This window comes from Thalassotalea fonticola (assembly GCF_032911225.1).
Taxonomy (GTDB): domain Bacteria; phylum Pseudomonadota; class Gammaproteobacteria; order Enterobacterales; family Alteromonadaceae; genus Thalassotalea_A; species Thalassotalea_A fonticola.
Window position 1 is genome coordinate 4,016,058 of the sequence record NZ_CP136600.1, and the last position, 26,416, is coordinate 4,042,473.

Below are 26,416 nucleotides of genomic sequence, written 5' to 3' on the forward strand. Positions count from 1 at the left end.
ATGTTTAGCAAATCTACATTTTTAGTCATTATCTCTTTGCTAGGAAGTATGGCTCTTTCTGGATGTGATGGTGATACTGGTGGTGACAGAGCTCAGGGAGTAGAATCAACTCCACCACCTGCAAGTGGCACACCACCAACTTCGCCACCGCCAGTGCCTTTACCACCACCAAGCAATGGGTTAATTGAGTCGGGTGATATTGTTGAGGGCGATACAATTGCAACGGGGTTTTCTGGTGTTGTTATTGAGCAAAGCTTAACGTTAACATTTAATTTAATGGTAAATGGCAATAGCCAAATTGTTGATCTAGGCTCGAGTAATGCCAGATTCACCTTGGCTAAATTAATTGCAAATCCTGGTGATTCTCAAGGCCAAAGCTGGACCAGCTACTTTATTACATCTGAAGACCCTATTTGCCGAAGTCAAGCAGACATTGATGACAGTAATAATGCTTGTACGTCATTTAGCACTGAGACTGATCCTGAGTTAATCGATGACACCGCCAAAAAAGTGCAAAATATATCAGCATTAGGAAAAGCAGTATTAACGCAGGCAACTTCTGACAATAATGGTCAATTTGAAAATAACGGTGATGGAACATGGAGTTATACATTCCCGTTTCAGTTTGCAGACGTACCAACTCTAACAGAGGTTCATCGAAGCTGTATTCAGTTTAGTTTCAATGCTGATGTTGAAAATATCTGTGTTGACTTTGTGCCTGCAGAGGTTGTTATTGCAACTGATGGTATTAGTGGTACATCTTTGTCTGACAGCTTTTATCAAACCCATAATGCTCGCCAAATTGTTACTGAAGCAACCTGTAATACCTGCCATGACAAATTGGCTATACATGGCGGCGGCCGCACTCAAACCGATTATTGTGTGACGTGTCATAACCCAGATTCAAATGATAGTAACAGTGGTAATTCAGTCGACTTTAAACAACTGGTCCACAAAATTCACTTTGGTAGAAACCTACAAAACTTTGTTGATGACGGTAAACCTTATACTATCTGGGGTTATCGAAATGGTGAACACAACTACTCAACAACCAGTTATCCACAAAATGTGATGAATTGTGGGCGTTGCCATGCCGGCGATGAAGATGTTTTGTTCTCGCAAACACAAATGATCCCAGAGCCAATGGCACAATTAACTAAAGATGGTCACAGCTGGGTAGCAAGTCCGACTAAACAAGCGTGCGAGTCTTGTCATGAAAAGCTGTTTACAGAAGGCATTAGACTTAATGGTGAAGAGTTTACTTTACATATCTCTTATACAGAGGAAACTAATTGTGCGGGTTGTCATGCTGATTTAGGGGCTGAAACACCTGATGCTAAACAAGCGAATCAGGCTCATCGTGATAGCGCAATTGAAAAAGCAATAGCTTATGCGATGAATATTGAAAGTGTAATTAATACCGGGCCAGGAGAAAGTCCAATAGTGACTTTTAATGTTACTGAAAACGGGACTCCAATAGATATAAAAACGTTTGATGGCAAAATTAGAGTCGGTGTTGCTTGGGATGCTGCAAGTGATTTTGATAATGAAGGCTTGTCAGGGTTTGATGCATTAAATATAGAAATAGATGCAATTACAGAAAGTATTTTAAAGGAAGGCTCAAATAATAGCTTCGTTTTAGATATTGCCACTGTAGGCCTAACACCAAAAACAATTCCAGATGGTCAGGATAGCGTAGCGGTGTTAATGCTAGGCCATGCAAATGGTCCTGAAACAACTGCCACTAGCTTTGATGATGTCAGCCCGATTAAAAGCCCTATAGAGTTTTTTGCAGGTAGTGCTGCCACGGTAACACCACGAAGAATGATTGTTTCTATCGATAAATGTAACAGCTGTCATAACCGCTTTTCTATGGTTGAAAAAGGCCATGTTAATTTCCATGCAGTACCAAGTGGGGAGCCTTTAGTTTGTGCTTCATGCCACGGCGCAAGTCTTGGCTTTGGTGAATATGCAGATTTTAGGTACCTCATCCATGGTGTGCATGCTAGCGATATAAGAGAAGAGCCATATAGAGGTGAATTTTCTGAAAATATCCGCTTTCCAGGCAACCTAGCTAATTGTGATACTTGCCACATTGAAGGTACCACACAACTACCTTTGGCATTTAATACACCAATATTTACTGGCATTACAGATCAATATACAACAGTAACGGCAACGACTTGTAGTTCATGCCATGACTCAGCAGAAGCGCAAACGCATATGATTTCAACCGGAGGAGCAAAATTCAATGAAGGTTATGATTTAGTACAAAGCACTACTGAAAGTTGTGCACTATGTCATGGTCCAGGTGAAGCGGCCGATGTTGAAGTGGTCCATAAACGGTAGGGTGGTAACTTAATATGCAAATGGCTAGATATAAAAAATTATCATTTCAGTGTGTTTTTGTAATGCTGTCAGCATTTTGGGTTATATCTTGCGGAGGAGAAAGTGGTGACAGTTCTGGAATAGATAGCGCTAGCCAAAATTTAACTCAGACAGCCGAGGTAGAAGAAATTACTCCAGGTCATTTTATAACTACTGCAACTGTAGAGTCAGGTAAATTAATTGTTCAATTTCAACTTTTTAACGCAGATAGTACGCCAATCACAACGGTTATCGCCGACGATGTGCAGTTTACAGTGGCCAAATTAATGATTGGCGCTGAAGGCAACCTAACTGGTAACTGGCAATCTTACATTAATAAAATAGAATCTCCCGGAGTAGGTACAGGCACAAATCCTAAATTACAGGCCACAACTGAGAAGGCAACTACTGGGAGTTTTGTTAATTTTAATAATGGTGTATATCAATATACTTTTAGTCAACCGCTTGAAACAAGTAACCAAACTATTCTGCAACAAGCTGAAATAGAAGGGTTAAATTTAAGTTATCAAGAAAACTTTACCCATCGAGTAGGTTTACAAATTGCTAATTTAAATGAGTCGGTAAATGTAACGTTTGATTGGGAGCCTAGCACAGAGAAAACTCAATACGATGGTATTTTCAGCCAACATATAGTTGCAACAGAGAACTGTAACGCTTGTCACGGGCGATTAGCCATGCACGGCGGTGGCCGGGTCGAAGTAGATTATTGCGTTACTTGCCATAACCCAGGCAGTACTGATGCTAATAGCGGGAATACGGTGAATTTTAAAAACATGATCCACAAAATTCATCGAGGTAAAGATTTACCCTCTGTACAAGTCGGTGAACCTTACATAATTTATGGCTTTCAAGACTCTGCGCATGACTATAGCACTGTTACTTTTCCAAACGATATTCTTGAATGTGCTCAATGCCACGCTGGTGGTGCCACGGTAATTCCAGGAATAACTGTTACTACAAGTGGTGATAACTGGCGCGAAGTTGTTACCATGCAAGCTTGTGGCTCTTGTCATGATGACCTCGATTTTGACCTGCATATGGGCGGCCAAGTTGACAACACAAATTGCAGAAGCTGTCATCAAAACTCGGCAATCGCTGGTTCTATTGAAGACAAACATAAGAACTTGGTGGCTGAGGCTAAATCCCAATTTGCGGCAACTATCTTAAATATTAGCCAGACAGCCCCAGGAGAGTTTCCTTTAATACAATTTAGCATCAGTAACCCAGAAGATAGTGATGCTTTGTATGATATTTTAAACGATGAAGAGTTTAGCAATGAGCTAAGTTCATTAAACCTCGATATAGCCTGGTCGACAACTGATTATACTAATACGGGTAATCAAGGTGATAATGCCAGTGCGGTACAAGTAAACGCATTAACAGAGGCTGTACCAGTAGGAGATGGCACCTTTACAGTGTTATCTAGTGTGGCAGTGCCAGATGGCAGCCAAGCGCCCTTAATTGCGGCTACAGGCAGCGGTTCGGTAAATATTGAAGGCCACCCTACGGTTAACTTTGGTGATGTTAATAATCCTGACTTTCAAAGTGTCCCGTTAACTAATGTTGTTGGTTACTTTGCCATAACCGACACTGCCCCAGTTGAGCGCCGCCAAGTGGTAGATTTAAATAACTGTTTTGGTTGTCACAGTGAGTTATCACTGCATGGTGGTAACCGAACCGACAATATTGAAGCCTGTGTCATGTGTCACAACCCTCGCAACACCGATAAACGAGTAAGAGCAATAGCAGCTAATCCACCTACGGATGGCAAAGCAGAAGAATCGATAGACTTTAAAACCATGATCCATGGAATTCATGGGACTAATATTCGTGAAAACCCGTTACAGGTTGTAGGTTATAAAGGATTCACTACTCATATATATGAAGGTACTTTCCCTGGCGAAGTAGGAAACTGCGTCATCTGTCATAGTGAAGGAACTTATAACTTACCACTTTCTGATGGCGTTTTAGCTACAACATCTGACACTGGTGCCGATATAGCAAATCCAAACGATGACATGGTTACTTCACCAACTGCTGCAATATGTAGTTCTTGTCATGACAGTGAGCTTGTAAAAGGACACATTGAATCTAATGGCGGTAGTTTCTCTACTACACAAAATGATATTGATAATGGAATAGTGTTAGAGCAGTGTCAGTTTTGTCATGCTTCAGGTGCACCATATGATGTTAATGCGGTACATCCGATTAGTAATTAATTACTGTCTCCTCTAGAGCAGCTTTTAGATTGAGGCTTCTTCTATATGAGTGTTTTTTCTGAGTATATTTTAATTATTGTTAATTTCAGGCAATAAAAAAAGCCGCTTATAGCGACCTTTTATTAGAAGTAATAGCGTTATCTATTTTTTCTTAGCAGCTTTACGTTCTTTAACTTCAGTGATAACTGTTTCAGCTACGTTGTTAGGGCATTGGTTATTTGTATTGGTGTGAGAATTCCATGCAGAAAGAGTAGGCAATAAAAAAGGCCGCTTATAGCGACCTTTTATTAGAAGTAATAGCGTTATCTATTTTTTCTTAGCAGCTTCACGTTCTTTAACTTCAGCGATAACTGTTTCAGCTACGTTGTTAGGGCATTGGATATTTGTATTGGTGTGAGAATTCCATGCAGAAAGAGTAGGCAATAAAAAAGGCCGCTTATAGCGACCTTTTATAAGAAGTAATAGAGTTATCTATTTTTTCTTAGCAGCTTCACGTTCTTTAACTTCAGCGATAACTGTTTCAGCTACGTTGTTAGGACATTGGCTGTAATGCGAGAATTCCATAGAGAATTGACCACGACCTGATGTCATTGTACGTAGAGTTCCGATGTAACCAAACATTTCTGAAAGAGGTACGTCAGCTTTAATGCGAACACCAGAAACACCAGCTTCTTGGTCTTTGATCATACCACGACGACGGTTTAAGTCACCAATAACGTCACCAACGTGATCATCTGGAGTAAACACATCAACGTTCATGATAGGTTCGATTAGTTGAGCACCAGCTTTTGGAATTGACTGACGGAAAGCGCCTTTAGCAGCGATTTCGAAAGCAACAGCAGATGAATCGACAGCATGGAAGCCACCATCGAATAATTCAACTTCAACGTCTAACACAGGGAAACCAGCTAATACACCAGTATCCATCATAGATTTGAAACCTTTCTCAACAGCTGGGAAGAATTCCTTCGGTACGTTACCACCAACAACAGTTGATGTGAAAGTGAAGCCTGAATTTGGCTCGCCTGGCTTGATGCGGTAATCAATTTTACCAAATTGTCCAGAACCACCAGATTGTTTCTTATGTGTATAAGAATCTTCAATCTCTTGCGTGATAGTTTCACGGTAAGCAACTTGTGGCTTACCAACGTTTAAGTCAACGCCGTAAGTACGCTTAAGGATATCTACTTTGATATCTAAGTGAAGCTCACCCATACCGCGTAAAATTGTTTCGCCTGAATCTTCATCAGTTTCAACTTTGAAAGTAGGATCTTCTGCAACCATTTTACCGATAGCGATACCCATTTTCTCAGAGCCACCTTTATCTTTAGGTGCAACAGCAATTGAGATTACTGGTTCTGGGAATACCATGGCTTCAAGAGTACATGGTTCTTTAACAGAACATAATGTATGACCTGTTTGTACGTTTTTCATACCAACGATAGCAAGGATATCACCAGCTTGTGCTGAAGAAAGCTCTGTACGATCTTCGGCTTGCATTTCTACCATACGGCCAACACGCTCAGTTTTACCTGTAAACGAGTTTAAAATTGTATCACCCTTGTTAAGCACACCAGAGTATACACGTACGAAAGTTAAAGCACCGAAACGGTCATCCATAATTTTGAATGCTAATGCACGGAAAGGCTCTTCAGTATTAACATGTGCGAATTCGCCAGTTGGCTCGCCTTCTTCATCAGTTAATGGTTGAGGATTAACTTCAGTTGGAGATGGTAAGTAATCAACAACAGCATCTAGTAAAATTTGCATGCCTTTGTTTTTGAATGCAGAACCACAGAATGTCGGGAAGAACATTAATTCACGAGTACCTTTACGGATACACGCTTTAATTTGTTCTTCAGTAGGAGAAACTTCACCTTCCAAATATTCCATTAATAAATCTTCATCCGCTTCTAAAGCAGTTTCAATTAATTGCTCGCGGTATACCGCAGCGTCATCAGCCATATCAGCAGGGATGTCTTTAATTTCGTAGTTTTCTGGTTGACCTGAATCATCCCAGTAATAAGCTTTTTGGCTTAATACATCTACAACACCAACGAAGTCATCTTCTTCACCAATTGGTAAAGTCATTACAAGTGGGCGTGCGCCAAGTACTTTTTCAACTTGCTCGGTTACGCGGTAAAAGTTAGCACCTAAACGGTCTAATTTATTAACGAAAATTAAACGAGCTACTTTAGATTCGTTAGCGTAACGCCAGTTAGTTTCTGATTGCGGCTCAACACCACCAGAACCACAGAATACACCGATACCACCATCAAGTACTTTTAATGAACGATAAACTTCAACTGTGAAGTCAACGTGACCAGGAGTGTCGATTACGTTAAAGCGATGTTTTTTCCACTCACAAGTTACAGCAGCAGATTGGATAGTAATACCGCGCTCAGCTTCTTGTTCCATGAAGTCAGTTGTTGACTCACCATCATGTACTTCACCAATTTTATGGATCATACCTGTTAGTTTTAATATACGTTCAGTTGTTGTGGTTTTACCAGCATCAACGTGAGCGAAAATACCAATATTTCTGTATTTTGATAAATCTGCCATTGTTGTATTACTCTATTTAATAAAAAGTTACGTTAAAAAAATTTTGCGCGGATTATACATCAGTTGTGGAAAACTAACATCATAAATTGATAAAAAATAATCAACTTAGTTGTATATCTTTGTAAAAAATCGTCTTTAGGCGGCTAAATAACCTGTTTTTACAATTATTTTAGTTATTTTTGCACTATAAAAGCATAAAGTTTAGACAATATAGAGAGAGTTTGGTAAATTGTGCCCCTGAAAAAGACTCTCTGTATAATTGTTGGTCAATTTTGAATTGTTCGACTAGAATTTGTTGGGAATATAGTAAACAAAAAAAAGATTGGGTTGCCGCCCAGTTGTATATAACTTTTAAGGTATTAGAAAAATGGCTAAAGAAAAATTTGAACGTTCGAAACCACATGTAAACGTAGGTACAATCGGACACGTTGACCACGGTAAAACAACATTAACTGCTGCAATCTCAGCTGTACTTACTAAAGTACACGGTGGTGAAGTTAAAGATTTCGCACAAATCGATAATGCTCCAGAAGAGCGTGAGCGTGGTATTACAATCAATACTTCTCACATTGAGTACGATACAGATTCACGTCACTACGCACACGTAGATTGTCCTGGTCACGCCGATTACGTTAAAAACATGATCACTGGTGCTGCTCAAATGGACGGCGCAATCTTAGTAGTTGCTGCTACAGATGGTCCTATGCCACAAACACGTGAGCACATCTTATTATCACGCCAAGTTGGTGTACCATTCATTATTGTTTTCATGAACAAATGTGACATGGTAGATGACGAAGAGTTATTAGAATTAGTAGAAATGGAAGTTCGTGAACTTCTTAGCGAATACGATTTCCCAGGTGATGACTTACCAGTAATCCAAGGTTCAGCATTAGGCGCCCTTCAAGGTGAAGCTAAGTGGGAAGAGAAAGTAGTTGAGTTAGCTGATGCACTTGATTCTTACATTCCAGAGCCAGAGCGTGCAATTGATGGTGACTTCATTCTTCCAATCGAAGATGTTTTCTCAATTCAAGGCCGTGGTACAGTTGTAACAGGTCGTGTTGAACGTGGTATCGTAAAAGTTGGTGACGAAGTTGCTATCGTAGGTATCAAAGACACTACCCTTACTACATGTACAGGTGTAGAGATGTTCCGTAAGCTTCTTGACGAAGGTCGTGCTGGCGAGAACTGTGGTGTATTATTACGTGGTACTAAGCGTGAAGACGTACAACGTGGCCAAGTATTATGTAAGCCTGGTTCAGTTAACCCGCACACTAAATTCGAATCAGAAGTATACGTGTTAAGTAAAGATGAAGGTGGTCGTCATACACCATTCTTCAAAGGTTACCGTCCACAGTTCTACTTCCGTACAACGGATATCACAGGTGCAGTAGAGTTACCTGAAGGTGTTGAAATGGTAATGCCAGGTGACAACCTTAAGTTTGTTGTTGAGCTAATCAACCCAATCGCGATGGAAGAAGGTTTACGCTTCGCTATCCGTGAAGGTGGCCGTACAGTAGGTGCTGGTGTTGTATCTAAAATCATTGACTAATGATTTGGTAAACCCCAAACCTTAAAAAAGAGCGCTTCGGCGCTCTTTTTGTTTTACGGCCAGCTTCACGGTGTTCCGTGATGAGAAAATGCGTTAAGAAATTAGTCCGAATGGTACTAATTTTAGTGATTTTCAGGAGGGTCTCTGACCCGAAGTTTGAGCCGTACAGTAGGTGCTGGTGTTGACAATTAATTGCTCCCAGCATTAATTGCATTCCCGCCATGACGTAGAGGGAATTACTAATGCTGTGGATTCAGGGATGAATTAGAGCAGTCCATGGCGGTTTTTCTAAAATCATCGACTAATATCGATATTTTATAGAACACTGAAAAAGGTCGCTAACGCGGCCTTTTTTATTGACTAAAATTTAGAAACGAGAAACGAGAAACGAATTACTGCGTATCTAACATATTCACAATGTGCTTGAGGAGGTCCCGTGCCTTGCTTAGGCTCACACGGGATTACGTGACTTAAGTTAACAAGCTCTGCGGAGGCTCAATCATATCTCGAAAAACTATGACGTCATCCCGGACGAGCTCAAGCGACATCCGGGACCTCCGTATTTGACAGCGAGCTCACTAACATCGCTGTAAACTGCACTTGATAAACTAAAACCTTTCCTGAATTGATTTTAGGATCTTTTTAAGTAGCCCTCCCAACTCATAATCTATTGTTTTTAAGATATTAATTTCATAAATAAGCTTCTATACTTACTCGCATAATCAAAATTTATTTAGGATGCACCCATGGACCATGAAAAATTGATCACTCAGCTAACTACTATCGTAATGGATTTTGGTCCCAAGATTGTAGCGGCTATCTTTGTCTGGATTATAGGCGCATGGATAATAAAAGCCTTAATCCTTGGATTAAGTAAAGTCCTAGATAAAGGCAATGTTGATGAATCATTAAAACCATTTGTTAAGGGCTTATGTTCAACGTTGCTGAAAGTACTGTTGGCAATAACTGTGCTGGGTATGATTGGTATTGAGATGACTTCGTTTATTGCTATCTTAGGTGCCGCAGGTTTGGCTGTTGGTATGGCATTATCTGGCACCTTGCAAAATTTTGCTGGTGGGGTAATGATCTTAATTTTCAAGCCGTTTAAAATTGGTGATGTAATAGATGCGCAGGGCTATATTGGTAAAGTTTCTGAGATCCAGATTTTCAATACTGTTTTAAAAACACCAGATAATAAAACTATAATTATACCTAATGGTGGTTTAGCTACCGGTTCAATGACAAATTATTCCACTGAAAGTAAGCGCCGTGTTGATTGGACTATTGGCATGGGCTACGGTGATGACGTTGATAAAGCAAAAGCCATTATTCAAAAAATGTGTGATGATGATACGCGCATTTTAAAAGAGCCTGAAGTATTTATTGCGGTATCTGCTCTAGCGGATAGTTCTGTTAACTTTGCAGTCAGAGCTTGGGTTAAGGCAGAAGATTATTGGGATGTATATTTCGCGATGAACGAAAATACTTATAAAACCTTTAATAAAGAAGGCATCAATATACCATTTCCACAAATGGATGTTCATGTACATAAGTCAGATTAGTTATTTATTGTTAATATTTTTCTAAAGATTCAGTAACTGTTAGACTCATTTAAAGTGACAACGTTTAAGGTCAAAATATGAAAAAGCTTTTAACTACATTTGCGATAACGTTAGCAACGTTGGTTACCTACGCTTGTGCCCATGAAAAGTCTTTCACGGAAAACCCTACGAAGGTATTAAATACTAAAGAGGCTTTACCAATGAAACATCACACACCGCCGCCTCCTAGTGAATTGAGCAAAGCGCCAGTTCATACAGAATGGTATGTAGGAACCTTAAAATATTATAATTTAGAAGGCGGGTTCTTTGGCTTTATTGGTGATAATGGCGAGCGTTTTTTGCCGCTAAATTTAGATAAAAAATATCAACAAAACGGTGCCAGAATAAAAATGCTAGGTAAGGTGGATAACGATATAATGACTATTCAACAATGGGGGCAGCCGTTTAGAGTTGAACAAGTTGAAATTATCAAAGCTGGCAATAAATCAACGGTAAACCCTGAAGATATCTAGATAATAATGCCAACCCATATAATCATCACATCATTACGCGAGCTGGTATAACTATTCAGTACAAACAAAGCTTTGTTGCAAAATGTTTAATTGCACAGAGCTTTTAAAGATCACCACTTGGTATATTCTGTCGTATATTGACTCTTCAAAACTGCCTAAAGGTTGGTTGGCTAATAAACCCGCTAAAAGAGCTGTAGTGTTACTATGTCCAACCACCACAGCATTATCTTGCTTATGCTTTAACTGAGTTGCGAATTGTTGTAACTCTGTTGGATTATAAGGCTCAATTTCAATGTTTTTCATTGTTGCAATTGGCTTAGCTGTTTGCATGGTACGCTTGAAATTAGTGCTATAAAGTTTATCTATATTGATAAGCTCTAATTGCTTAGCAATACCTCCTGCTCGTTTAAGACCACAAGCTGTTAACTCTGGATCTTTTATGTTTAATTGTTTTTCAGCGTGTCTTACTAAATATATAGTAAAACTGCTGTCAGAATCTTCAGTCTGAGTGCTAGCAGCAATTACTGAACTCATACCTAGGTAGAAACAAATCAGTCCTAAGCTTATTTTTCTAAGCATATGCGCTCGCAAAGAATCCCAATTTCTATAACGCTGATTTAAGTTCTCTTTTAATTCTTTGTAATGCTTAACTAAGCTGGATTGTTCAACATCTTCAGAAAGTTGATTACCTTTTTGAGCTAACAGCTTTTTCTTGGTTGCGTAATACAAAGTCATATGTTCAATAAGTAAATCATATTCGTGTTGAAGTTTGCCAATTAACTCTTCAGCATGAATCGAGTGCTGCAACTTATTTTGACTGTTTACTAACTGCATATGAGCTTTAGCTTTGGCAATTTTATCTTCAGGTGTTTTACGTAATCCATGTGCTAACTTAAAATAACTACAGCCTTTAATTAACCATTTAGTTGGGTCAAAATGAAACCAGCGTATGCCATTACGATAATCATTCTCAAAAATGTGATGGAAGTTATGGTAACCCTCGCCAAACGTGAAAAATGCTAATAGACCATTATCACGAGCAGTATTTTTTTCGGTATAGGTTTGTTTTCCCCATATATGCGCAAGCGAGTTAATGAAGAAGGTTGTGTGATGGCTAAGTACCAAGCGCATTACACCAATTAAGAGAATACTTGACCAAACATCGCCGTGTAGTAAACCAAGACCAATAGGAATACCGAAATTGGTGATAATAGTGAGCAATAAATAGTTTTTATGTTGCCACATAACAATTTTTTCTTTCTGCAAATCTCGTACATTCTCGTAATTATTGTAAGTGTCGCGATGATAATCTCTTAACATCCAACCAATATGTGAAAACCAGAAACCCTTTTTCGCTGAATACGGGTCAATATCATTTTTATCAACATGCTTGTGGTGCACTCGGTGATCAGAACTCCAATGCAATATGCTGTTTTGTAAGGCAAATGCACCGCCAATAGCATATATAAGCCTTACTGAAGCATGAGCCTTATAGGTACGATGAGACCATAAACGGTGATAACCTGCAGTAATAGAAATACCGCAATAACAAAAACAAATTAGTGCAGCTATTATTTCAAAACTGTCGAATCCATGGGTAATTGCTCTATAAGGTACGGCAATGGCAGCAATAAGGAAAGTGGCTAAGAAAACTAGGATATTTATCCATAGTAAACGAGGCTTGGTCATTAAGATCTCTTCTATAGTTAATTTGAGCGTACAAGTGTACACCATTTTAACTTTTGTTTTGATTGAGTCAAGCACCAGTTTGAAAAGTTGTGTTATCATCTAGTCCTATAAAATTTAATCTTATTTGAAATCAGTAAACTATGTCTGGAATTAGAGCTCAACAAAAAGAGAAAACTCGGCGTTTATTAATTGATGCAGCATTAAATCAATTAAGTGCAGAGCGTAGTTTTTCAAATTTAAGCTTACGTGAAGTCGCTAAAGAGGCTGGACTTGCCGCTACATCTTTTTATCGACACTTTAATGATATGGATGAACTTGGTTTAACGCTTGTTGATGAATCTGGTTTAACGCTAAGACAGTTAATGCGCCAGGCTAGACAACGTATTGAGAAGGGGGGGTCGGTAATCCAAATTTCAGTAAAAACCTTCATGGAGTTTATTGAATCTAATGGTAATGAATTTAGATTACTACTGCGTGAGCGCTCTGGCACTTCTCCTGAATTTAGAGCAGCGGTAAGCCGAGAGATCAGATATTTTACTATGGAGCTTTGTGATTATTTACAAAAAGCCAATAAACTAGATGCTGAAACAAGTTACCTGCAAGCTAATGCTGCGGTAACTATCGTCTTTAGTACTGGCGCTGAAGCGTTAGATGCCAGCGCCGAGGAAAAGGCCTTGCTTGCCGAGCGCATGATAAAGCAATTACGTATTATTGCTCGTGGCGCTATGGATTTAAGTTCAAGAGCAAAGGGCCCTAAAGGTTAGGGCCTATCTGGTTTTGATAATATAGGTTTAAATTACTTACGGCTTAATATCACACCACATTCAATATGTTCGGTATAAGGGAATTGATCAAATAAAGCAAAATTATCTACTTTATGAGTTTTGCAAAGAATTTCTAAATTGTCATGTAAGGTATTGGGGTTACACGAAATATAGATAATTCGCTCAAAACGGGATACCAATTCACATGACGCATCGTCCATGCCAGCTCTTGGCGGATCAACTAACACTGTGTCGTAACTATACTTTGTCAAATCAAAGTCTTTTAATCGTCTAAATTCTCGCTCACCATTCATTGCCTGACTAAACTCTTCACTCGACATTCTAATGATATCTAAGTTGCTAATATTATTCGCGGCAATATTCACTTGCGCCGATGTTACTGAGCTTTTCGAAATCTCTGTTGCTAATACTTTTTCAAAGTTGGGAGCTAAAGCAATACTAAAGTTGCCGTTGCCACAATACAGTTCAACTAAATCTCCTTTTGAATTCTCTGTTGCATCACTGGCCCAGGTCAGCATTTTCTCGTTAACACCACCATTGGGTTGGGTGAAGCTATTTTCTACTTGCTGATATTTTAACTGTTTACCTTTTACGTTAAGTATTTCAGTAACATACTCTTTATCTAATACCATTTTTAATTTGCGAGCTCGGCCAATGATATCAACCGGGGCAATTACAGACAAAGTTGCCTTTAATTGTTGTGCTTGTTCAAGCCATTCATCATCTAATTGTTTGTGGTACAGTAAACTAATTAGCAGCTCACCGCTTAGCGTTGAAAGAAAATCTACCTGGAATAATTTCCGGCGTAATATTTCATTATTTCTAATATTAGCTAAAAGCGCTTTCATTGCATCATTTATAAGTTGGCTCGCAACCGGGAAGTTTTCTACTTTATATTTTTCACGAGTGTCTTTATTAAACATGATGTAATAAAGATCTTCATCGTCATGCCATACTCGAAATTCAGCACGTAATCGATAATTCAACGGCTGAGAACTAAATACCTCTGCCTCTGGCATTGAAAACTGAGCAAATAAATCTGTAATGGCAGATTTTTTAAGATCAAGTTGAGCTTGATAGTTGTCTGGATGTATGTGACTGAACATGGATAAAAGTGCCGTATATAAATATTAGGGCAGAGTGTAGCGACAGTTATTATTTTGTCTAGTAAATCATGATTAAATTTTCAGTGATCAGGCTAAAACCGCCACGAATAGTGCATATTTACCATAATGTGCCATAGTTTTGGTTAGTTCATCGGTTTATAAAAAATAAAAAATGAAAGATTTAATATCAAAGCGCAATATTGTAATGTTTTTAATACCATCACTTGTTGGTGTAGTGTTTTTTATGTTTCCTGTTGAATACTCAGGTCAAACCAGCATTCCTGTCGCCGTTGTTGCTCAAATATTACAAAAAACTCTGGCTAATTTTATTATTGAATTGGTTTGCTGCATTATTTTTATTAGCGCAGCGTTATCGATTATTTGCAGTGTATTTCGTCCCAGCAATATCCATCCTACTTCATTTTTAGGAAGTTTATTTTATGTAACTCCAGTATGGCTCATTATTCGTTGCTTGGGCGCTGGATTTGCCGCCTTAGTTTATTTGCAACTAGGCTCTGAGATGATTTGGAGTAAAAATACCGGTGGCTTATTATTGCATGATTTAATGCCAATTTTATTTTCTGTATTTATCTTTGCTGGTTTATTTTTACCGTTGCTTTTGAATTTTGGTCTATTAGAATTTATTGGTACTTTGTTTAGTAAGGTTATGCGACCATTATTTAACTTACCCGGGCGTTCTGCTATTGACTGTACTACCTCTTGGTTAGGTGATGGCACCGTTGGCGTATTGCTTACCAGTAAACAATATGAGCAAAAAATATATACCCAGCGAGAAGCGGCTGTTGTAGGCACTACTTTTTCCGCGGTTTCTATCACCTTCAGCTTAATTGTTATCGCTGAAGTTGGGTTAGTACATATGTTTGTACCATTTTATTTTGCCGTGTGTTTAGCCGGATTTGTCGCTGCCCTCATTGTTCCTCGATTACCACCACTGAGCCTAAAAAAGCAGCTATATATAGATGGTACTCAGCCTGACCCCGACGCTCATAAAATCCCTGAAAATGAAAATGTGTTCAGTCATGGTTTTAAATTGGCATTGCAACGCTCTGCACAGGTGAAAAGCGTATCCAGTGTTTTAGAACACGGCATTCAAAATGCGCTAGAAATGCTGTTTGTCGTGATACCTGTTGTGATGGGGATAGGTACCATTGCTTTAGTATGCGCCGAATACACTCCTATTTTTGATTACTTAGGATTACCGTTTGTACCATATTTAGAGATTTTACAAGTTCCTGAAGCTGCAACTGCAGCCAAGTCTGTTGTCATTGGCTTTGCCGATATGTTCTTACCCGCTATTTTAATTGCTGGAGTTGAATCAGAATTTACTCGTTTTGTTGTTGCTGCCTTATCAATTACGCAATTAATTTACCTTTCTGAAGTGGGCGCTATGCTGCTTGGTACTAAAATACCGGTTAATATATTGGATTTATTCGTTATTTTTATTTTACGAACTGTCGTAACTCTACCGGTTATAGTCGCTGTAGCGCATTTTGTTTACCCTTAACAGATAACTTTGCACCAGTTATTTTCAAACAGGTGTTTACATTGAGTTAATAATCTGTGTTAATAAGAGGATTATTTACACTGGTAAGACCTCAGGTTTAGTATGACAACAACTACAAAGAACAGTACAAAGAGCGCTAAAAATCCTTATCCAAATTTACTTTCGCCTTTAGATTTGGGGTTTACTCAATTAAGCAATAGAGTGTTAATGGGGTCAATGCATACTGGTCTTGAAGAAGAGAAGAATGGTTTTGCCAAACTTGCAGCTTTTTATGAAGCAAGAGCAAAAGGCGGAGTTGGTTTAATTGTTACTGGCGGCATCAGTCCTAATTTTCGTGGTCGTGTTTCACCATTTGGCGGTGAGCTGAGTAAATGGTGGCATGTTAAAAAGCATAAAGCAGTAACAGCTGCTGTACATAAATACCCAACTAAGATCTGTTTGCAGTTACTGCATACTGGCCGTTATGGATTTCATCCATTTTCTGTTTCAGCAAGTAAAATTCAAGCACCAATAAACCCTTTTAAGCCAAAAGCTTTGTCGGAGCGGCAAATTTGGAAAACCATAAATGATTTCGCAAAGTCTTCAAAACTTGCTCAAGATGCCGGCTATGATGGTGTTGAAATTATGGGGTCAGAAGGCTACTTAATTAATCAATTTAGTTGTAAACGCACAAATCACCGTACAGATGCATGGGGTGGAAGCATTGAAAATCGTATGCGCTTAGGTGTTGAAGCGGTCAAAGCAACACGTGAACGGGTTGGTGAAAAATTTATTATTATTTTCCGTTTATCGATGCTGGATCTTGTTGAAGGTGGCAATACCTGGGAAGAAGTTATTACTATGGCTAAGGCTATAGAAGCTGCTGGCGCGACAATCATTAATACCGGTATAGGTTGGCATGAAGCACGGGTACCGACTATTGCTACCAGTGTTCCAAGGGGCGCTTTTACCTGGGTTACAGAACGATTAATGGGAGAAGTAAATATTCCCCTAGTATCAACTAACCGCATTAATACACCTGACGTTGCTGAAGAAATACTAGCTTCGGGTCAATCCGATATGGTTTCAATGGCCAGGCCATTTTTAGCCGATGCTGACTTTGTTAATAAAGCGGCAAAAAATAAAGCGGATGAAATAAACACCTGTATTGGCTGCAACCAAGCTTGTCTTGACCATGTATTTAAACAACAGCGTGCATCTTGCCTAGTTAATCCGCAAGCGTGTTATGAAACAGAGTTAACTTTTGATAAAACTAAGCAGTCAAAATCTATAGCTGTAATTGGCGCCGGACCAGCTGGTTTAGCATTTAGTTGTTATGCCGCCGAGCGAGGTCATAAGGTTGAGCTTTTTGATGCTGCGAGTGAGATTGGCGGGCAATTTAATTTTGCTAAGCAAATTCCAGGTAAAGAAGAGTTTTACGAAACGTTACGTTATTTTACTAAACAACTTGAACTATTGAAGGTGAAGGTCACTCTTAATAGCCATCAAACTGCTGAAACGTTAGTTGAAAAAGGTTTCGATGATGTTGTTGTTGCCACAGGTATCTCACCACGTACTCCACCTATCGAAGGTATTGATAACCCTATGGTGCTCAGTTACCTTGACGTATTACGCGATCGGAAACCGGTAGGCAAGCGTGTTGCCATTATTGGTGCTGGTGGGATTGGCTTTGACGTTGCAGAGTTTCTGGCTGAGGAAGATTCATTAACCAATAAGCCGGAAGAGTGGTTAAAAGAGTGGGGCATAGATAAATCCTACCAACAAGGTGGCGCATTGGTTACCAATCATGCCCACACAAAAACTGAGCGCGAAATACATTTAATGCAACGAAAAACCACAAAAGTTGGAGCCGGATTAGGAAAAACAACTGGTTGGATCCATAGAAGTACATTGAAAAACCAAGGGGTTAATATGATCCCTGGAGTCGAATACTCTAAAATTGAAGATAATAATTTGTTATTTATTGTTAACGGTAAAGAGCAAAAACTTGAGCTTGATAACATAATTGTATGTGCAGGCCAAACGCCAAACAGAACACTTTATCAACAATTAATTGATCAAAATCAAAACGCACATTTAATTGGTGGGGCAGATGTAGCTGCAGAATTAGATGCTAAAAGAGCAATTCGTCAGGGAGCAGAATTGGCAGCTCGCATCTAAATAAACTCTTAAGCTTTTGCAAGGGGTTTAACTAACCCTTTGCAAATAAACAAAAAAATATTCCTTTCTGTTATATAAAAACACACATTATTTATCCGAAATAATTTAAATCTCTCAAATTTGAACTACTATAAAACTAATTAAATATAGTTAATTAAATATTATAAAGCGGTTAAATATATTTATTCTTTTGGTTAGAAAATTGATTTTTCGATTACATTTGATTGCTCTTTCGATCATCTCGCTTGCCAAGTGACTGATATAGTACAACGGTTAAAAAATAATTTAGAGTTCGCAGGAGATAATAATGCGCTTCAAAATTTTAGGTGTTTCAGCACTAATGGTGCTAATGGTTTCAGGTTGCGGTGAGCAGCAAAAATCCACCTCAGCTGCAGCTCCAGCCCCAGAGGTTGGTGTACAAGTAATTAAACCAGAAAAATTAACAATTTCAGAACGCTATGCTGGTAAAACAGCAGCACTGTCGAAAGTGTCGGTTGTGCCACAAGTTTCTGGTGTTATAACCAAAGTTCACATCATAGAAGGTCAAGAAATTAAACGTGGACAAATCATGTTTGAAATTGACTCACAACCATTTGAAGCGGAAGTACTTCGTCAACAGTCGAACTTTAAACAGGCTGAAGCTGCTTTGGCATTGGCTGAAGTGAAGTATGAAATGTCGAAAGGCCTAGCCGGCAGCGAAGCAATGAGTAAGTTAGATGCCGAACAAGTCAAAGTAAATCGTGATGTAGCTGAAGCCGCTCTTGCTGCAGCGAAAGCATCTTTAGTACAAGCGCAGTTATCACTTCATAAAAGTAAAGTACCAGCACCAATTGATGGTGTCGTTGGTATCACTAAGTTTGGAATTGGTGACTTAGTTGGTACAGCACTAGGCGGCATTGTTGATATCGTTGCTAACGGACAAATTGAAGTGTATACCCAAATTGGTGAAAAAGATCACTTTGCATCAGTATCAAAAAAGCTAAAAAATAAAGAAATATTACCTGATACTCTAGAGTTAGAATTAGCAGATGGTTCAATGTACAACCAAACTGGTCAAATTAACTTTATTGGTAGTGAAGTAAGTGCCGGTACAGTAACTTACCGTGTTTTATTCCCTAACCCGGACGGTCTATTACTTGGTGGCCAAAATGTTACTATTGTTGCTACAGCGGGCAAAGCAACAAGTTTCCACTACATACCACAAATGGCGGTAATGGAAGATCAACTAGGTCGATTTATCTACGTAGTTGGTAAAGATAATATCGTTGAAAAACGCGTTGTAAAACTTGGTAAACGCTACGGTGTTAACTGGATTGTTGAAGATGGTTTGCAAGATGGCGAAAGAGTTATTGTTTCTGGCATCTTAAAAGCAAAAGTTGGCCAAGCCGTAACTCCAGTTGAAGAGTAGGGGGTAACTCATGATTGAATTTTTCATAAACCGCCCTAAATTTGCAATAGTTATATCTATTGTAATGACACTTACCGGTATATTGACCATGCTGAAAATGCCGGTATCACTATACCCAACAGTGACTCCGCCGACTATTATGATCACGGCTACTTTTCCAGGCGCCGACCACAACACTATTCGCGATACTGTTGCTTCTGTATTAGAGCAAGATATCAACGGTGTTGAAAACATGATTTATATGGACACTAAATCGGCGAATGACGGTACCTATATTGGTCGCGTTACCTTCGATATTGGTACTGATCCAGATCGCGCTCAATCTTTAGTACAAAACCGGGTGAACAAGGCTTTACCTAAATTGCCGGGTATCGTAAAACAATTAGGTGTGACGGTGCAAAAGTCATCGCCATCAATGCTAGTTTCAGTAAGTTTGTACTCGCCAAATAACACCTACGATGACGTATTCTTATCGAATTACGTGACATTGAATATTTTAGATCAACTGTTACGGGTAAACGGTGTTGGTGAGTTGAAAATGCTTGGCCAAAAAGATTACTCGTTACGTATCTGGATTGATAATGAAAAAATGGCCGGTTTTGGCATCACCGATACTGAAGTCAGTAATGCCGTTGCAGCGCAGAATGCGACAATCTCTGCCGGTAAAATTGGTGAATCACCTAATCCACAGGGAACTACGTTTCAATATACAATCAAAACTAAAGGTCGTTTGAAAAACGTTGAAGAATTTGAAGAAATTGTTGTCCGTGTAATGCCTGATGGTAGTGATATTCGCTTAAAAGATATTGCCCGCATCGAACTAGGTTCAAAAGCATATATGGCACAAGCAAGCTGGAGTGATAAGCCATCTCCTCTGCTAATTGCCTATCAAGCGCCAGGCGCCAATGCAATCGTTGTTGCAAATGAAGTTAAAGCTAAAATGAAAGACATAGCTAAATCTTTTCCTGACGATATCGAATACGATATCGCGTTTGACTCAACGACATTTATTTCAGCATCGATGAATGAAGTATACAAAACGTTATTTGAAGCATTAATACTGGTAGCGATTATCACCTTCATTTTTTTACAGAACTGGCGGGCCACGATTATTCCTTTAATTGCTATCCCGGTATCACTTGTTGCGACATTCTTGGTATTCCAAATGATGGGTATTGATATTAATACCATTTCAATGTTTGGTTTGATCCTAGCAATTGGTATTGTCGTTGATGCCGCGATAGTGGTAATAGAAAACGTTGAACGATTAATGCATGAAGAGCATTTACCAGCTAAAGAAGCAACGTCGAAAGCAATGAAAGAAGTTACCGCGCCGCTAATTGCATCTGCACTAGTTTTAATGGCGGTGTTTGTACCGGTATCACTAGCACCAGGTATGGTTGGTATTCTTTACGCACAATTTGGTGTGGCAATTGTAGCCTCAACTGTATTATCTACAGTGGTTGCTTTAACCTTAACTCCTGCGCTTTGTGCTACTTTAATGCAAGTAAAACCGCTTGCAACTAAAGGACCATTGGGTTGGTTTAATCGTTTTGTCGACACTACCCGTGAAAAGTATGGCTGGTTAGTTAACTTCCTTGGTCGTCGTTTATTATTAACCATGGTTATCTTTGTCGCATTACTTGCTTATATTGGTTACTTAGGTAAAACCATGCCAACCGGTTTTATTCCTGAAGAAGATAAAGGTAACTTTATTGTCGATGTTTCACTACCCGAGGCGGCTACTTTAGAACGTACAATTGAACAAGTGAACGAAATGACTCGTCAAATAGAAGCTATCCCAGGTGTTGCTCGTGTCGTTTCGGCATCAGGTTTTAGTATGCTTAAAGGTGCTTTGGCAACCAACTCGGCGATGCTTATTGTGTCACTTGATGATTGGTCATTACGTAAAACACCAGAGTTGTCATTAATGTCAGTACTAGCACAAACTCGTGGTTTGTTAGCAGGAAATAAAGAAATCAAAGGCTTGGCTATTACCACTCCAGCAATTCCTGGTATGGGAACATCATCTGGTTTGAGTATTGTTCTACAAGACACTATGGGGCGTTCAACTGAGTCACTTGCTCCTGTATTACAAAAATTTTCTATGGATTTGATGGCTCGTCCTGAAATTGCTTTTGCCTTTTCTACTTATACCGCTAATGTTCCACAACTGTATTTAGACATTGATTATGAGTTGGCAATGAAACTCGGTATCGAGCCAACGGCGATTAACGCAACACTGTCGACTATGTTTGGTAAAAAGTATGTCAATGATTTCACTAAATTTGGTAAAAACTATCAGGTTAATATCATGTCTGATGGCCAATTTAGAGATGATGAATCAGATCTAAATACACTGTATGTAGCCAATAAGACTGGTAAGTTAATTAAGTTTTCGACCTTTGCTGAATTTAAACCAGCAATTGGCGCGGATGTGTCTGCCCGTTATAACTTATACAATGCTACTCAGCTTATGGCCGCCGCAGCTCCTGGTTATTCATCCGGTGACGCAATTAATGCGGTAAAAGAAGTGGCGAAAACATTACCTGACGGTTACACCACTGACTGGACTGGGCAGACGTATCAGGAAGTTAAAACTGGTGGAGGCATTATCTTCCTATTCGCACTGGCTATATTATTCACATACTTGTTTTTAGTTGCTCAATATGAATCATGGATGACCCCGTTTGCTATCATACTTTGTGTACCAACAGCATTATTTGGAGCATTATTTTTGGTAAGTATGATGGGGGGAACATTGAATATTTATACCCAAATTGGTTTAGTTTTGATGATTGGTATGGCTGCTCGTAACGCAATATTGATTGTTGAGTTCGCTAAAGTGTTACGTGAAGAAAAAGGCTTGTCAATTTTAGAGTCTGGTATTCAGGCGGCTAAATTACGTATGCGCGCAGTTGCGATGACAGCATTTGCCTTCATCTTAGGTGTTGTGCCATTAATAATCGCATCTGGCGCAGGTGCCGCTTCTCGTAATGTTATGGGGCAAACGGTATTCGGTGGCATGTTATCTGCCACTATCATAGGTTGTATATTTGTACCTATTTTCTTCATCATGTTCCAAAAACTTCGCGAGAAATTTGGTTCTAAAACTCGAATTGCTTCGGTTGCTGATGCCGCAAGAGATGGTAAAGAATAGCGTTTGATTTTTAAACGATGTCAAAGCGGGCCAATTGGCCCGCTTTTTTTTAATTCAAGGATGAATCAATCCAAATCACCAGGGATCATTGATACAGACCTCTGCGACATTGTTTTCATTACGCTTTGTAAATAATGACTTCTAATATGTAATCCAGAATGACTCCTAGTGCGCTCTGAATAATCTTTACTTAGGGTGTAAGGCTATAAGTAATTTGTGTCTAAATATTAATATCGATAAAATATTTAAGCTGTCTTAAGTCAGAGTGATATGATGGAACTTGTATATTAAGCACAATAAAAAATCCGGTTGTTTATAATGAAATTTTACTATTTTTTGCCATTACTCATGCTTTTATTCTCTTGCAGCGAATCTACAGGCACCAAACTGACTGAAAATTTAGATCACCTTGAAAGATCGCTTGTTGAAAACCTGGATGAATCCAAGTTGGCTATTGAACAAAAGTTGGATAAAAGTGTTATTGAACTTGAAGCTAATTTGGATAAGTTTGTTGGTGATTTAGAGAGTAATTTAGATGAATCAAAAAAGGTGCTGGTTCATCACTTAGAGCAATCAACAGAGGACTTGGTTGATAAATAAAAAGGCCTAATGGGCCTTTTACATTATTTATTTTCTGTATATTTCAACGTACTGGAAGACTTGAAAGAACAATTTATCAATATAGAATTGTTTTACAGTAAAGGTTTCAAAAATCTCGCAGTATGTGACTCTTTATGCTCGGCGACTACTTCTGGAGTACCTGTAACAAGAATTTGCCCACCACCAGAGCCACCTTCTGGACCTAAATCAACAATCCAATCGGCAGTTTTAATCACATCCAGATTATGCTCAATGATCACTACAGTATTTCCATGGTCACGCAGGCGATGTAATACATGCATTAATTGCTTAATATCATGAAAATGCAAACCCGTGGTCGGCTCATCTAATATATAAAGTGTTTGGCCAGTATCTCGCTTAGATAATTCCTTTGAAAGCTTAACTCTTTGCGCTTCACCACCAGAAAGTGTTGTAGCTGATTGGCCAAGCTTAATATAAGACAGGCCAACATCAACTAACGTTTGCAGTTTACGTTTAACCGCTGGAATAGCATTGAAGAAATCGAAACCATCTTCAATAGTCATATCCAACACTTCGTGAATGTTTTTGCCTTTATAACGAATTTCTAATGTTTCACGGTTATAGCGCTTTCCTTTACAGATATCACAAGGTACGTACACATCAGGTAAAAAGTGCATTTCTACTTTAATTACGCCATCGCCCTGACAAGCTTCACAGCGACCACCTTTAACGTTGAAACTAAAGCGACCAGGTTTATAACCACGTGAACGCGACTCTTGTGTTGCTGAGAATATGTCACGAATGGCAGTGAAGATTCCTGTATAAGTTGCAGGGTTAGAACGAGGAGTTCTACCTATAGGGCTTTGATCAATATCGATTACTTTATCAAGTTTCTCTAAACCGGTAATTGTTTTATAAGGAGCTGGTTCATCTAAAGTCGCTCGATTTAATTCAATATGAGAAATCTTATATAAAGTGTCATTAATTAATGTCGACTTACCTGAGCCAGAAACGCCGGTTACACATGTCATTAAGCCAAGCGGAATGGTTAAATCAACATTTTTAAGGTTGTTACCTGTAGCTCCGGTTAACTCAATTACTTCTTTATTATTAAAAGGAGTGCGCTTTTCAGGTATTTCAATTTTTAACGCGCCGGATAAATACTTGCCGGTTAATGAATCATCACTTGCTAAAATATCATCGATGGTGCCTTCAGCAATGACTTGCCCACCATGCACTCCAGCTCCCGGGCCGATATCAATGACATGGTCAGCTTCTTTAATTGCGTCTTCATCATGCTCTACCACAATGACGGTATTACCTAAGTCGCGTAAATGAATCAAAGTTTTTAATAAGCGTTCATTGTCTCGTTGATGTAATCCTATTGAGGGTTCATCAAGTACGTACATTACCCCAACTAAGCCAGCACCTATTTGCGAGGCTAAGCGTATACGTTGCGCTTCACCACCAGAGAGAGTATCGGCACTTCTAGAAAGGGTTAAGTAATTTAAACCAACATTAACTAAGAAACCTAAACGATCATTTATCTCTTTTAAGATTTTTTCGGCAATTTGTCCACGTTGGCCGGCTAGCTCTAATTTTTGGAAAAAGCTGGCAGCTTGGGCGATTGAATACTCAACAACTTCATCAATGGTTTTATTATCAACAAACACATTACGAGCTTCCAGGCGTAAACGACTACCATTACAACTAGGGCAAGATTGATTATTTAGATATTTAGATAACTCTTCCCTTACCGCGTTTGATTCTGTTTCGCGATACCGTCTATCCATATTGACCAAGATCCCTTCAAAGGGATGTTTGCGTTTTACTATGTCACCACGGTCATTCATATACTTGAATTCAATATCTTGACGACCACTGCCTAAAAGAATGATGTGCTGAATACCTTCCTCTAAATCCTTAAAAGGCAGGTTTAAATCGAAGTTATAATGATCTGCCAAAGAGGTGAGCATTTGGAAATAATAAAAGTTACGCTTATCCCAACCACGGATAGCGCCACCGGCTAAGCTAAGTTCATCGTTCGCGATAACACGCTGTTGATCAAAGAATTGCTTATGACCAAGACCATCACAGGTTTGACATGCTCCCGCAGGATTGTTAAATGAAAATAATTTTGGCTCTGGCTTTTGCATGCTGTAGCCACATTGCGGGCAGGCAAAATTAGCAGAGAATAATAATTCTTCTTTGTCAGGTTCATCCATAAAAGCGATTGCCGCAATACCGTCGGTAAGTGACAGTGCTGTTTCGAATGACTCTGCTAATCGTGTTTGAATGTCTTCGCGAACTTTTAAGCGGTCAACGACAACTTCAATGGTATGTTTCTTGTGAAGATCTAAAGTTGGAGGATCTGATAAATCACAAACATCACCATCGATGCGTGCTCTGATATAACCTTGTGCAGCCAAGTTATCTAATAACTTTATATGTTCGCCTTTTCTGTCTTGTACAACCGGCGCTAACAACATCACCTTGGTACCTTCTTCTAGGGCTAAAACATTATCAACCATTTGACTGATCGTTTGTGCAGCTAGAGGCTCATGATGAGTAGGGCAGCGCGGCTCCCCAACACGAGCAAACATTAATCGTAGATAATCATAAATTTCCGTAATGGTACCTACAGTTGAACGAGGGTTATGCGATGTTGATTTTTGTTCGATTGAAATAGCCGGCGACAGGCCTTCAATATGATCAACATCAGGCTTTTCCATCAGTGATAGAAATTGGCGTGCGTAAGAAGAAAGAGACTCAACATAACGACGTTGACCTTCAGCATATAAGGTATCGAAAGCTAAAGATGATTTGCCCGAGCCAGAAAGGCCAGTAATAACAATAAGCTTATCGCGAGGAATATCTAAGTCGATATTTTTTAAGTTATGAGTGCGAGCACCACGAACTTCAATTTGTTTCATCTTACGCCCTGTTACTACCTATACACCACGATATTGGTTAAGGTCAGCCTGAAATTTTGAGAATCGGCTATTATGGCATAAAACTTAGTTAAAAATCAGCTAGGGTGGTAATTATTTCATTTCAATCGCTCTATTATGTAACAAGGTAATGCTTAGTTAAATTCGTTAACAATATAACTACAAATTTATAGAGCACAGTTCATAATTTATACTTGCAACAAATTATCAGTTCTGTATAATACGCCGACCGAAACCGATATGGTTTAGGTT

The 26,416-nt window shown here is 39.0% G+C and carries 15 protein-coding genes and 1 pseudogene; 11 read left to right on the forward strand and 5 right to left on the reverse strand.

All coding sequences use genetic code 11. The features are described from left to right. Window positions 1-2,349 carry an OmcA/MtrC family decaheme c-type cytochrome gene (locus tag RI844_RS16415; RefSeq protein ID WP_348395743.1) on the forward strand — a complete coding sequence of 783 codons (2,349 nt, stop codon included), beginning with the start codon at window positions 1-3 and terminating at the stop codon, window positions 2,347-2,349. A 14-nt stretch (window positions 2,350-2,363) separates the two neighbouring features. Continuing rightward, window positions 2,364-4,607, forward strand: a complete 2,244-nt coding sequence (locus tag RI844_RS16420; RefSeq protein WP_348395744.1) for an OmcA/MtrC family decaheme c-type cytochrome — start codon at window positions 2,364-2,366, stop codon at window positions 4,605-4,607. A gap of 471 nt (window positions 4,608-5,078) precedes the next feature. On the opposite strand, the gene fusA is transcribed toward RI844_RS16420, so the two are convergent. Further along, window positions 5,079-7,172, reverse strand: coding sequence for an elongation factor G (fusA, locus tag RI844_RS16425; protein WP_348395745.1), 2,094 nt, complete (start codon window positions 7,170-7,172; stop codon window positions 5,079-5,081). A gap of 367 nt (window positions 7,173-7,539) precedes the next feature. On the opposite strand from fusA, the gene tuf reads away from it, so the two are divergent. From tuf to RI844_RS16440, 3 genes are all read left to right on the forward strand, one after another. Further along, a complete protein-coding gene (tuf, locus tag RI844_RS16430) occupies window positions 7,540-8,724 on the forward strand; it encodes an elongation factor Tu (RefSeq protein WP_348395720.1) in 1,185 nt (394 codons plus the stop codon). Between the two features lie 746 nt (window positions 8,725-9,470). Continuing rightward, entirely contained in the window at window positions 9,471-10,286 is an 816-nt protein-coding gene (locus RI844_RS16435) for a mechanosensitive ion channel family protein (RefSeq protein WP_348395746.1), read from the forward strand. A 77-nt stretch (window positions 10,287-10,363) separates the two neighbouring features. After that, window positions 10,364-10,798, forward strand: a complete 435-nt coding sequence (locus RI844_RS16440; protein WP_348395747.1) for a hypothetical protein — start codon at window positions 10,364-10,366, stop codon at window positions 10,796-10,798. A gap of 51 nt (window positions 10,799-10,849) precedes the next feature. On the opposite strand, the gene RI844_RS16445 is transcribed toward RI844_RS16440, so the two are convergent. Next, a complete protein-coding gene (locus tag RI844_RS16445; protein WP_348398372.1) occupies window positions 10,850-11,377 on the reverse strand; it encodes a phosphoglycerate mutase family protein in 528 nt (175 codons plus the stop codon). Window positions 11,378-11,380: 3 nt separating this feature from the next. Further along, a pseudogene (locus RI844_RS16450) lies at window positions 11,381-12,487 on the reverse strand (acyl-CoA desaturase); the annotation flags it as partial. Between the two features lie 140 nt (window positions 12,488-12,627). Here RI844_RS16450 and fabR point away from each other — a divergent pair. Further along, the gene (fabR, locus tag RI844_RS16455; protein WP_348395748.1) at window positions 12,628-13,251 is read left to right on the forward strand and encodes an HTH-type transcriptional repressor FabR; all 624 of its coding nucleotides are present in this window, start codon (window positions 12,628-12,630) and stop codon (window positions 13,249-13,251) included. Between the two features lie 32 nt (window positions 13,252-13,283). Here the strand turns inward: fabR and trmA are convergent, their stop codons facing one another. Then, window positions 13,284-14,378 carry a tRNA (uridine(54)-C5)-methyltransferase TrmA gene (gene trmA, locus RI844_RS16460; protein WP_348395749.1) on the reverse strand — a complete coding sequence of 365 codons (1,095 nt, stop codon included), beginning with the start codon at window positions 14,376-14,378 and terminating at the stop codon, window positions 13,284-13,286. Between the two features lie 172 nt (window positions 14,379-14,550). Between trmA and RI844_RS16465 the strand changes: the two genes are divergently transcribed. The 5 genes from RI844_RS16465 to RI844_RS16485 all read left to right on the forward strand — a co-directional run bounded on the left by RI844_RS16465 (window position 14,551) and on the right by RI844_RS16485 (window position 23,231). Beyond that, complete coding sequence (locus RI844_RS16465) at window positions 14,551-15,903, forward strand: YjiH family protein (protein ID WP_348395750.1); 1,353 nt, start codon at window positions 14,551-14,553, stop codon at window positions 15,901-15,903. Between the two features lie 102 nt (window positions 15,904-16,005). Beyond that, window positions 16,006-18,063 carry an NADPH-dependent 2,4-dienoyl-CoA reductase gene (locus RI844_RS16470; protein WP_348395751.1) on the forward strand — a complete coding sequence of 686 codons (2,058 nt, stop codon included), beginning with the start codon at window positions 16,006-16,008 and terminating at the stop codon, window positions 18,061-18,063. 307 nt (window positions 18,064-18,370) lie between these two features. Then, window positions 18,371-19,471, forward strand: coding sequence for an efflux RND transporter periplasmic adaptor subunit (locus RI844_RS16475; RefSeq protein ID WP_348395752.1), 1,101 nt, complete (start codon window positions 18,371-18,373; stop codon window positions 19,469-19,471). 10 nt (window positions 19,472-19,481) lie between these two features. Continuing rightward, window positions 19,482-22,631 (forward strand): efflux RND transporter permease subunit, encoded by a 3,150-nt coding sequence (locus RI844_RS16480; protein ID WP_348395753.1) that lies wholly within the window; start codon window positions 19,482-19,484, stop codon window positions 22,629-22,631. A 318-nt stretch (window positions 22,632-22,949) separates the two neighbouring features. After that, the gene (locus RI844_RS16485) at window positions 22,950-23,231 is read left to right on the forward strand and encodes a hypothetical protein (RefSeq protein WP_348395754.1); all 282 of its coding nucleotides are present in this window, start codon (window positions 22,950-22,952) and stop codon (window positions 23,229-23,231) included. 92 nt (window positions 23,232-23,323) lie between these two features. On the opposite strand, the gene uvrA is transcribed toward RI844_RS16485, so the two are convergent. After that, entirely contained in the window at window positions 23,324-26,146 is a 2,823-nt protein-coding gene (uvrA, locus tag RI844_RS16490; protein WP_348395755.1) for an excinuclease ABC subunit UvrA, read from the reverse strand. Window positions 26,147-26,416 lie beyond the last annotated feature (270 nt).

Excerpts from the sequence above, each read along its gene's own strand:
- trmA (WP_348395749.1), bottom strand. The coding sequence starts at position 14,378 with ATGTTCAGTCACATACATCCAGACAACTATCAAGCTCAACTTGATCTT.
- RI844_RS16440 (WP_348395747.1), top strand. The coding sequence starts at position 10,364 with ATGAAAAAGCTTTTAACTACATTTGCGATAACGTTAGCAACGTTGGTT.
- uvrA (WP_348395755.1), bottom strand. The coding sequence starts at position 26,146 with ATGAAACAAATTGAAGTTCGTGGTGCTCGCACTCATAACTTAAAAAAT.
- RI844_RS16420 (WP_348395744.1), top strand. The coding sequence starts at position 2,364 with ATGCAAATGGCTAGATATAAAAAATTATCATTTCAGTGTGTTTTTGTA.
- RI844_RS16485 (WP_348395754.1), top strand. The coding sequence starts at position 22,950 with ATGAAATTTTACTATTTTTTGCCATTACTCATGCTTTTATTCTCTTGC.
- RI844_RS16480 (WP_348395753.1), top strand. The coding sequence starts at position 19,482 with ATGATTGAATTTTTCATAAACCGCCCTAAATTTGCAATAGTTATATCT.
- tuf (WP_348395720.1), top strand. The coding sequence starts at position 7,540 with ATGGCTAAAGAAAAATTTGAACGTTCGAAACCACATGTAAACGTAGGT.
- RI844_RS16445 (WP_348398372.1), bottom strand. The coding sequence starts at position 11,377 with ATGCTTAGAAAAATAAGCTTAGGACTGATTTGTTTCTACCTAGGTATG.
- RI844_RS16465 (WP_348395750.1), top strand. The coding sequence starts at position 14,551 with ATGAAAGATTTAATATCAAAGCGCAATATTGTAATGTTTTTAATACCA.
- RI844_RS16470 (WP_348395751.1), top strand. The coding sequence starts at position 16,006 with ATGACAACAACTACAAAGAACAGTACAAAGAGCGCTAAAAATCCTTAT.
- RI844_RS16475 (WP_348395752.1), top strand. The coding sequence starts at position 18,371 with ATGCGCTTCAAAATTTTAGGTGTTTCAGCACTAATGGTGCTAATGGTT.
- fusA (WP_348395745.1), bottom strand. The coding sequence starts at position 7,172 with ATGGCAGATTTATCAAAATACAGAAATATTGGTATTTTCGCTCACGTT.
- RI844_RS16415 (WP_348395743.1), top strand. The coding sequence starts at position 1 with ATGTTTAGCAAATCTACATTTTTAGTCATTATCTCTTTGCTAGGAAGT.
- fabR (WP_348395748.1), top strand. The coding sequence starts at position 12,628 with ATGTCTGGAATTAGAGCTCAACAAAAAGAGAAAACTCGGCGTTTATTA.
- RI844_RS16435 (WP_348395746.1), top strand. The coding sequence starts at position 9,471 with ATGGACCATGAAAAATTGATCACTCAGCTAACTACTATCGTAATGGAT.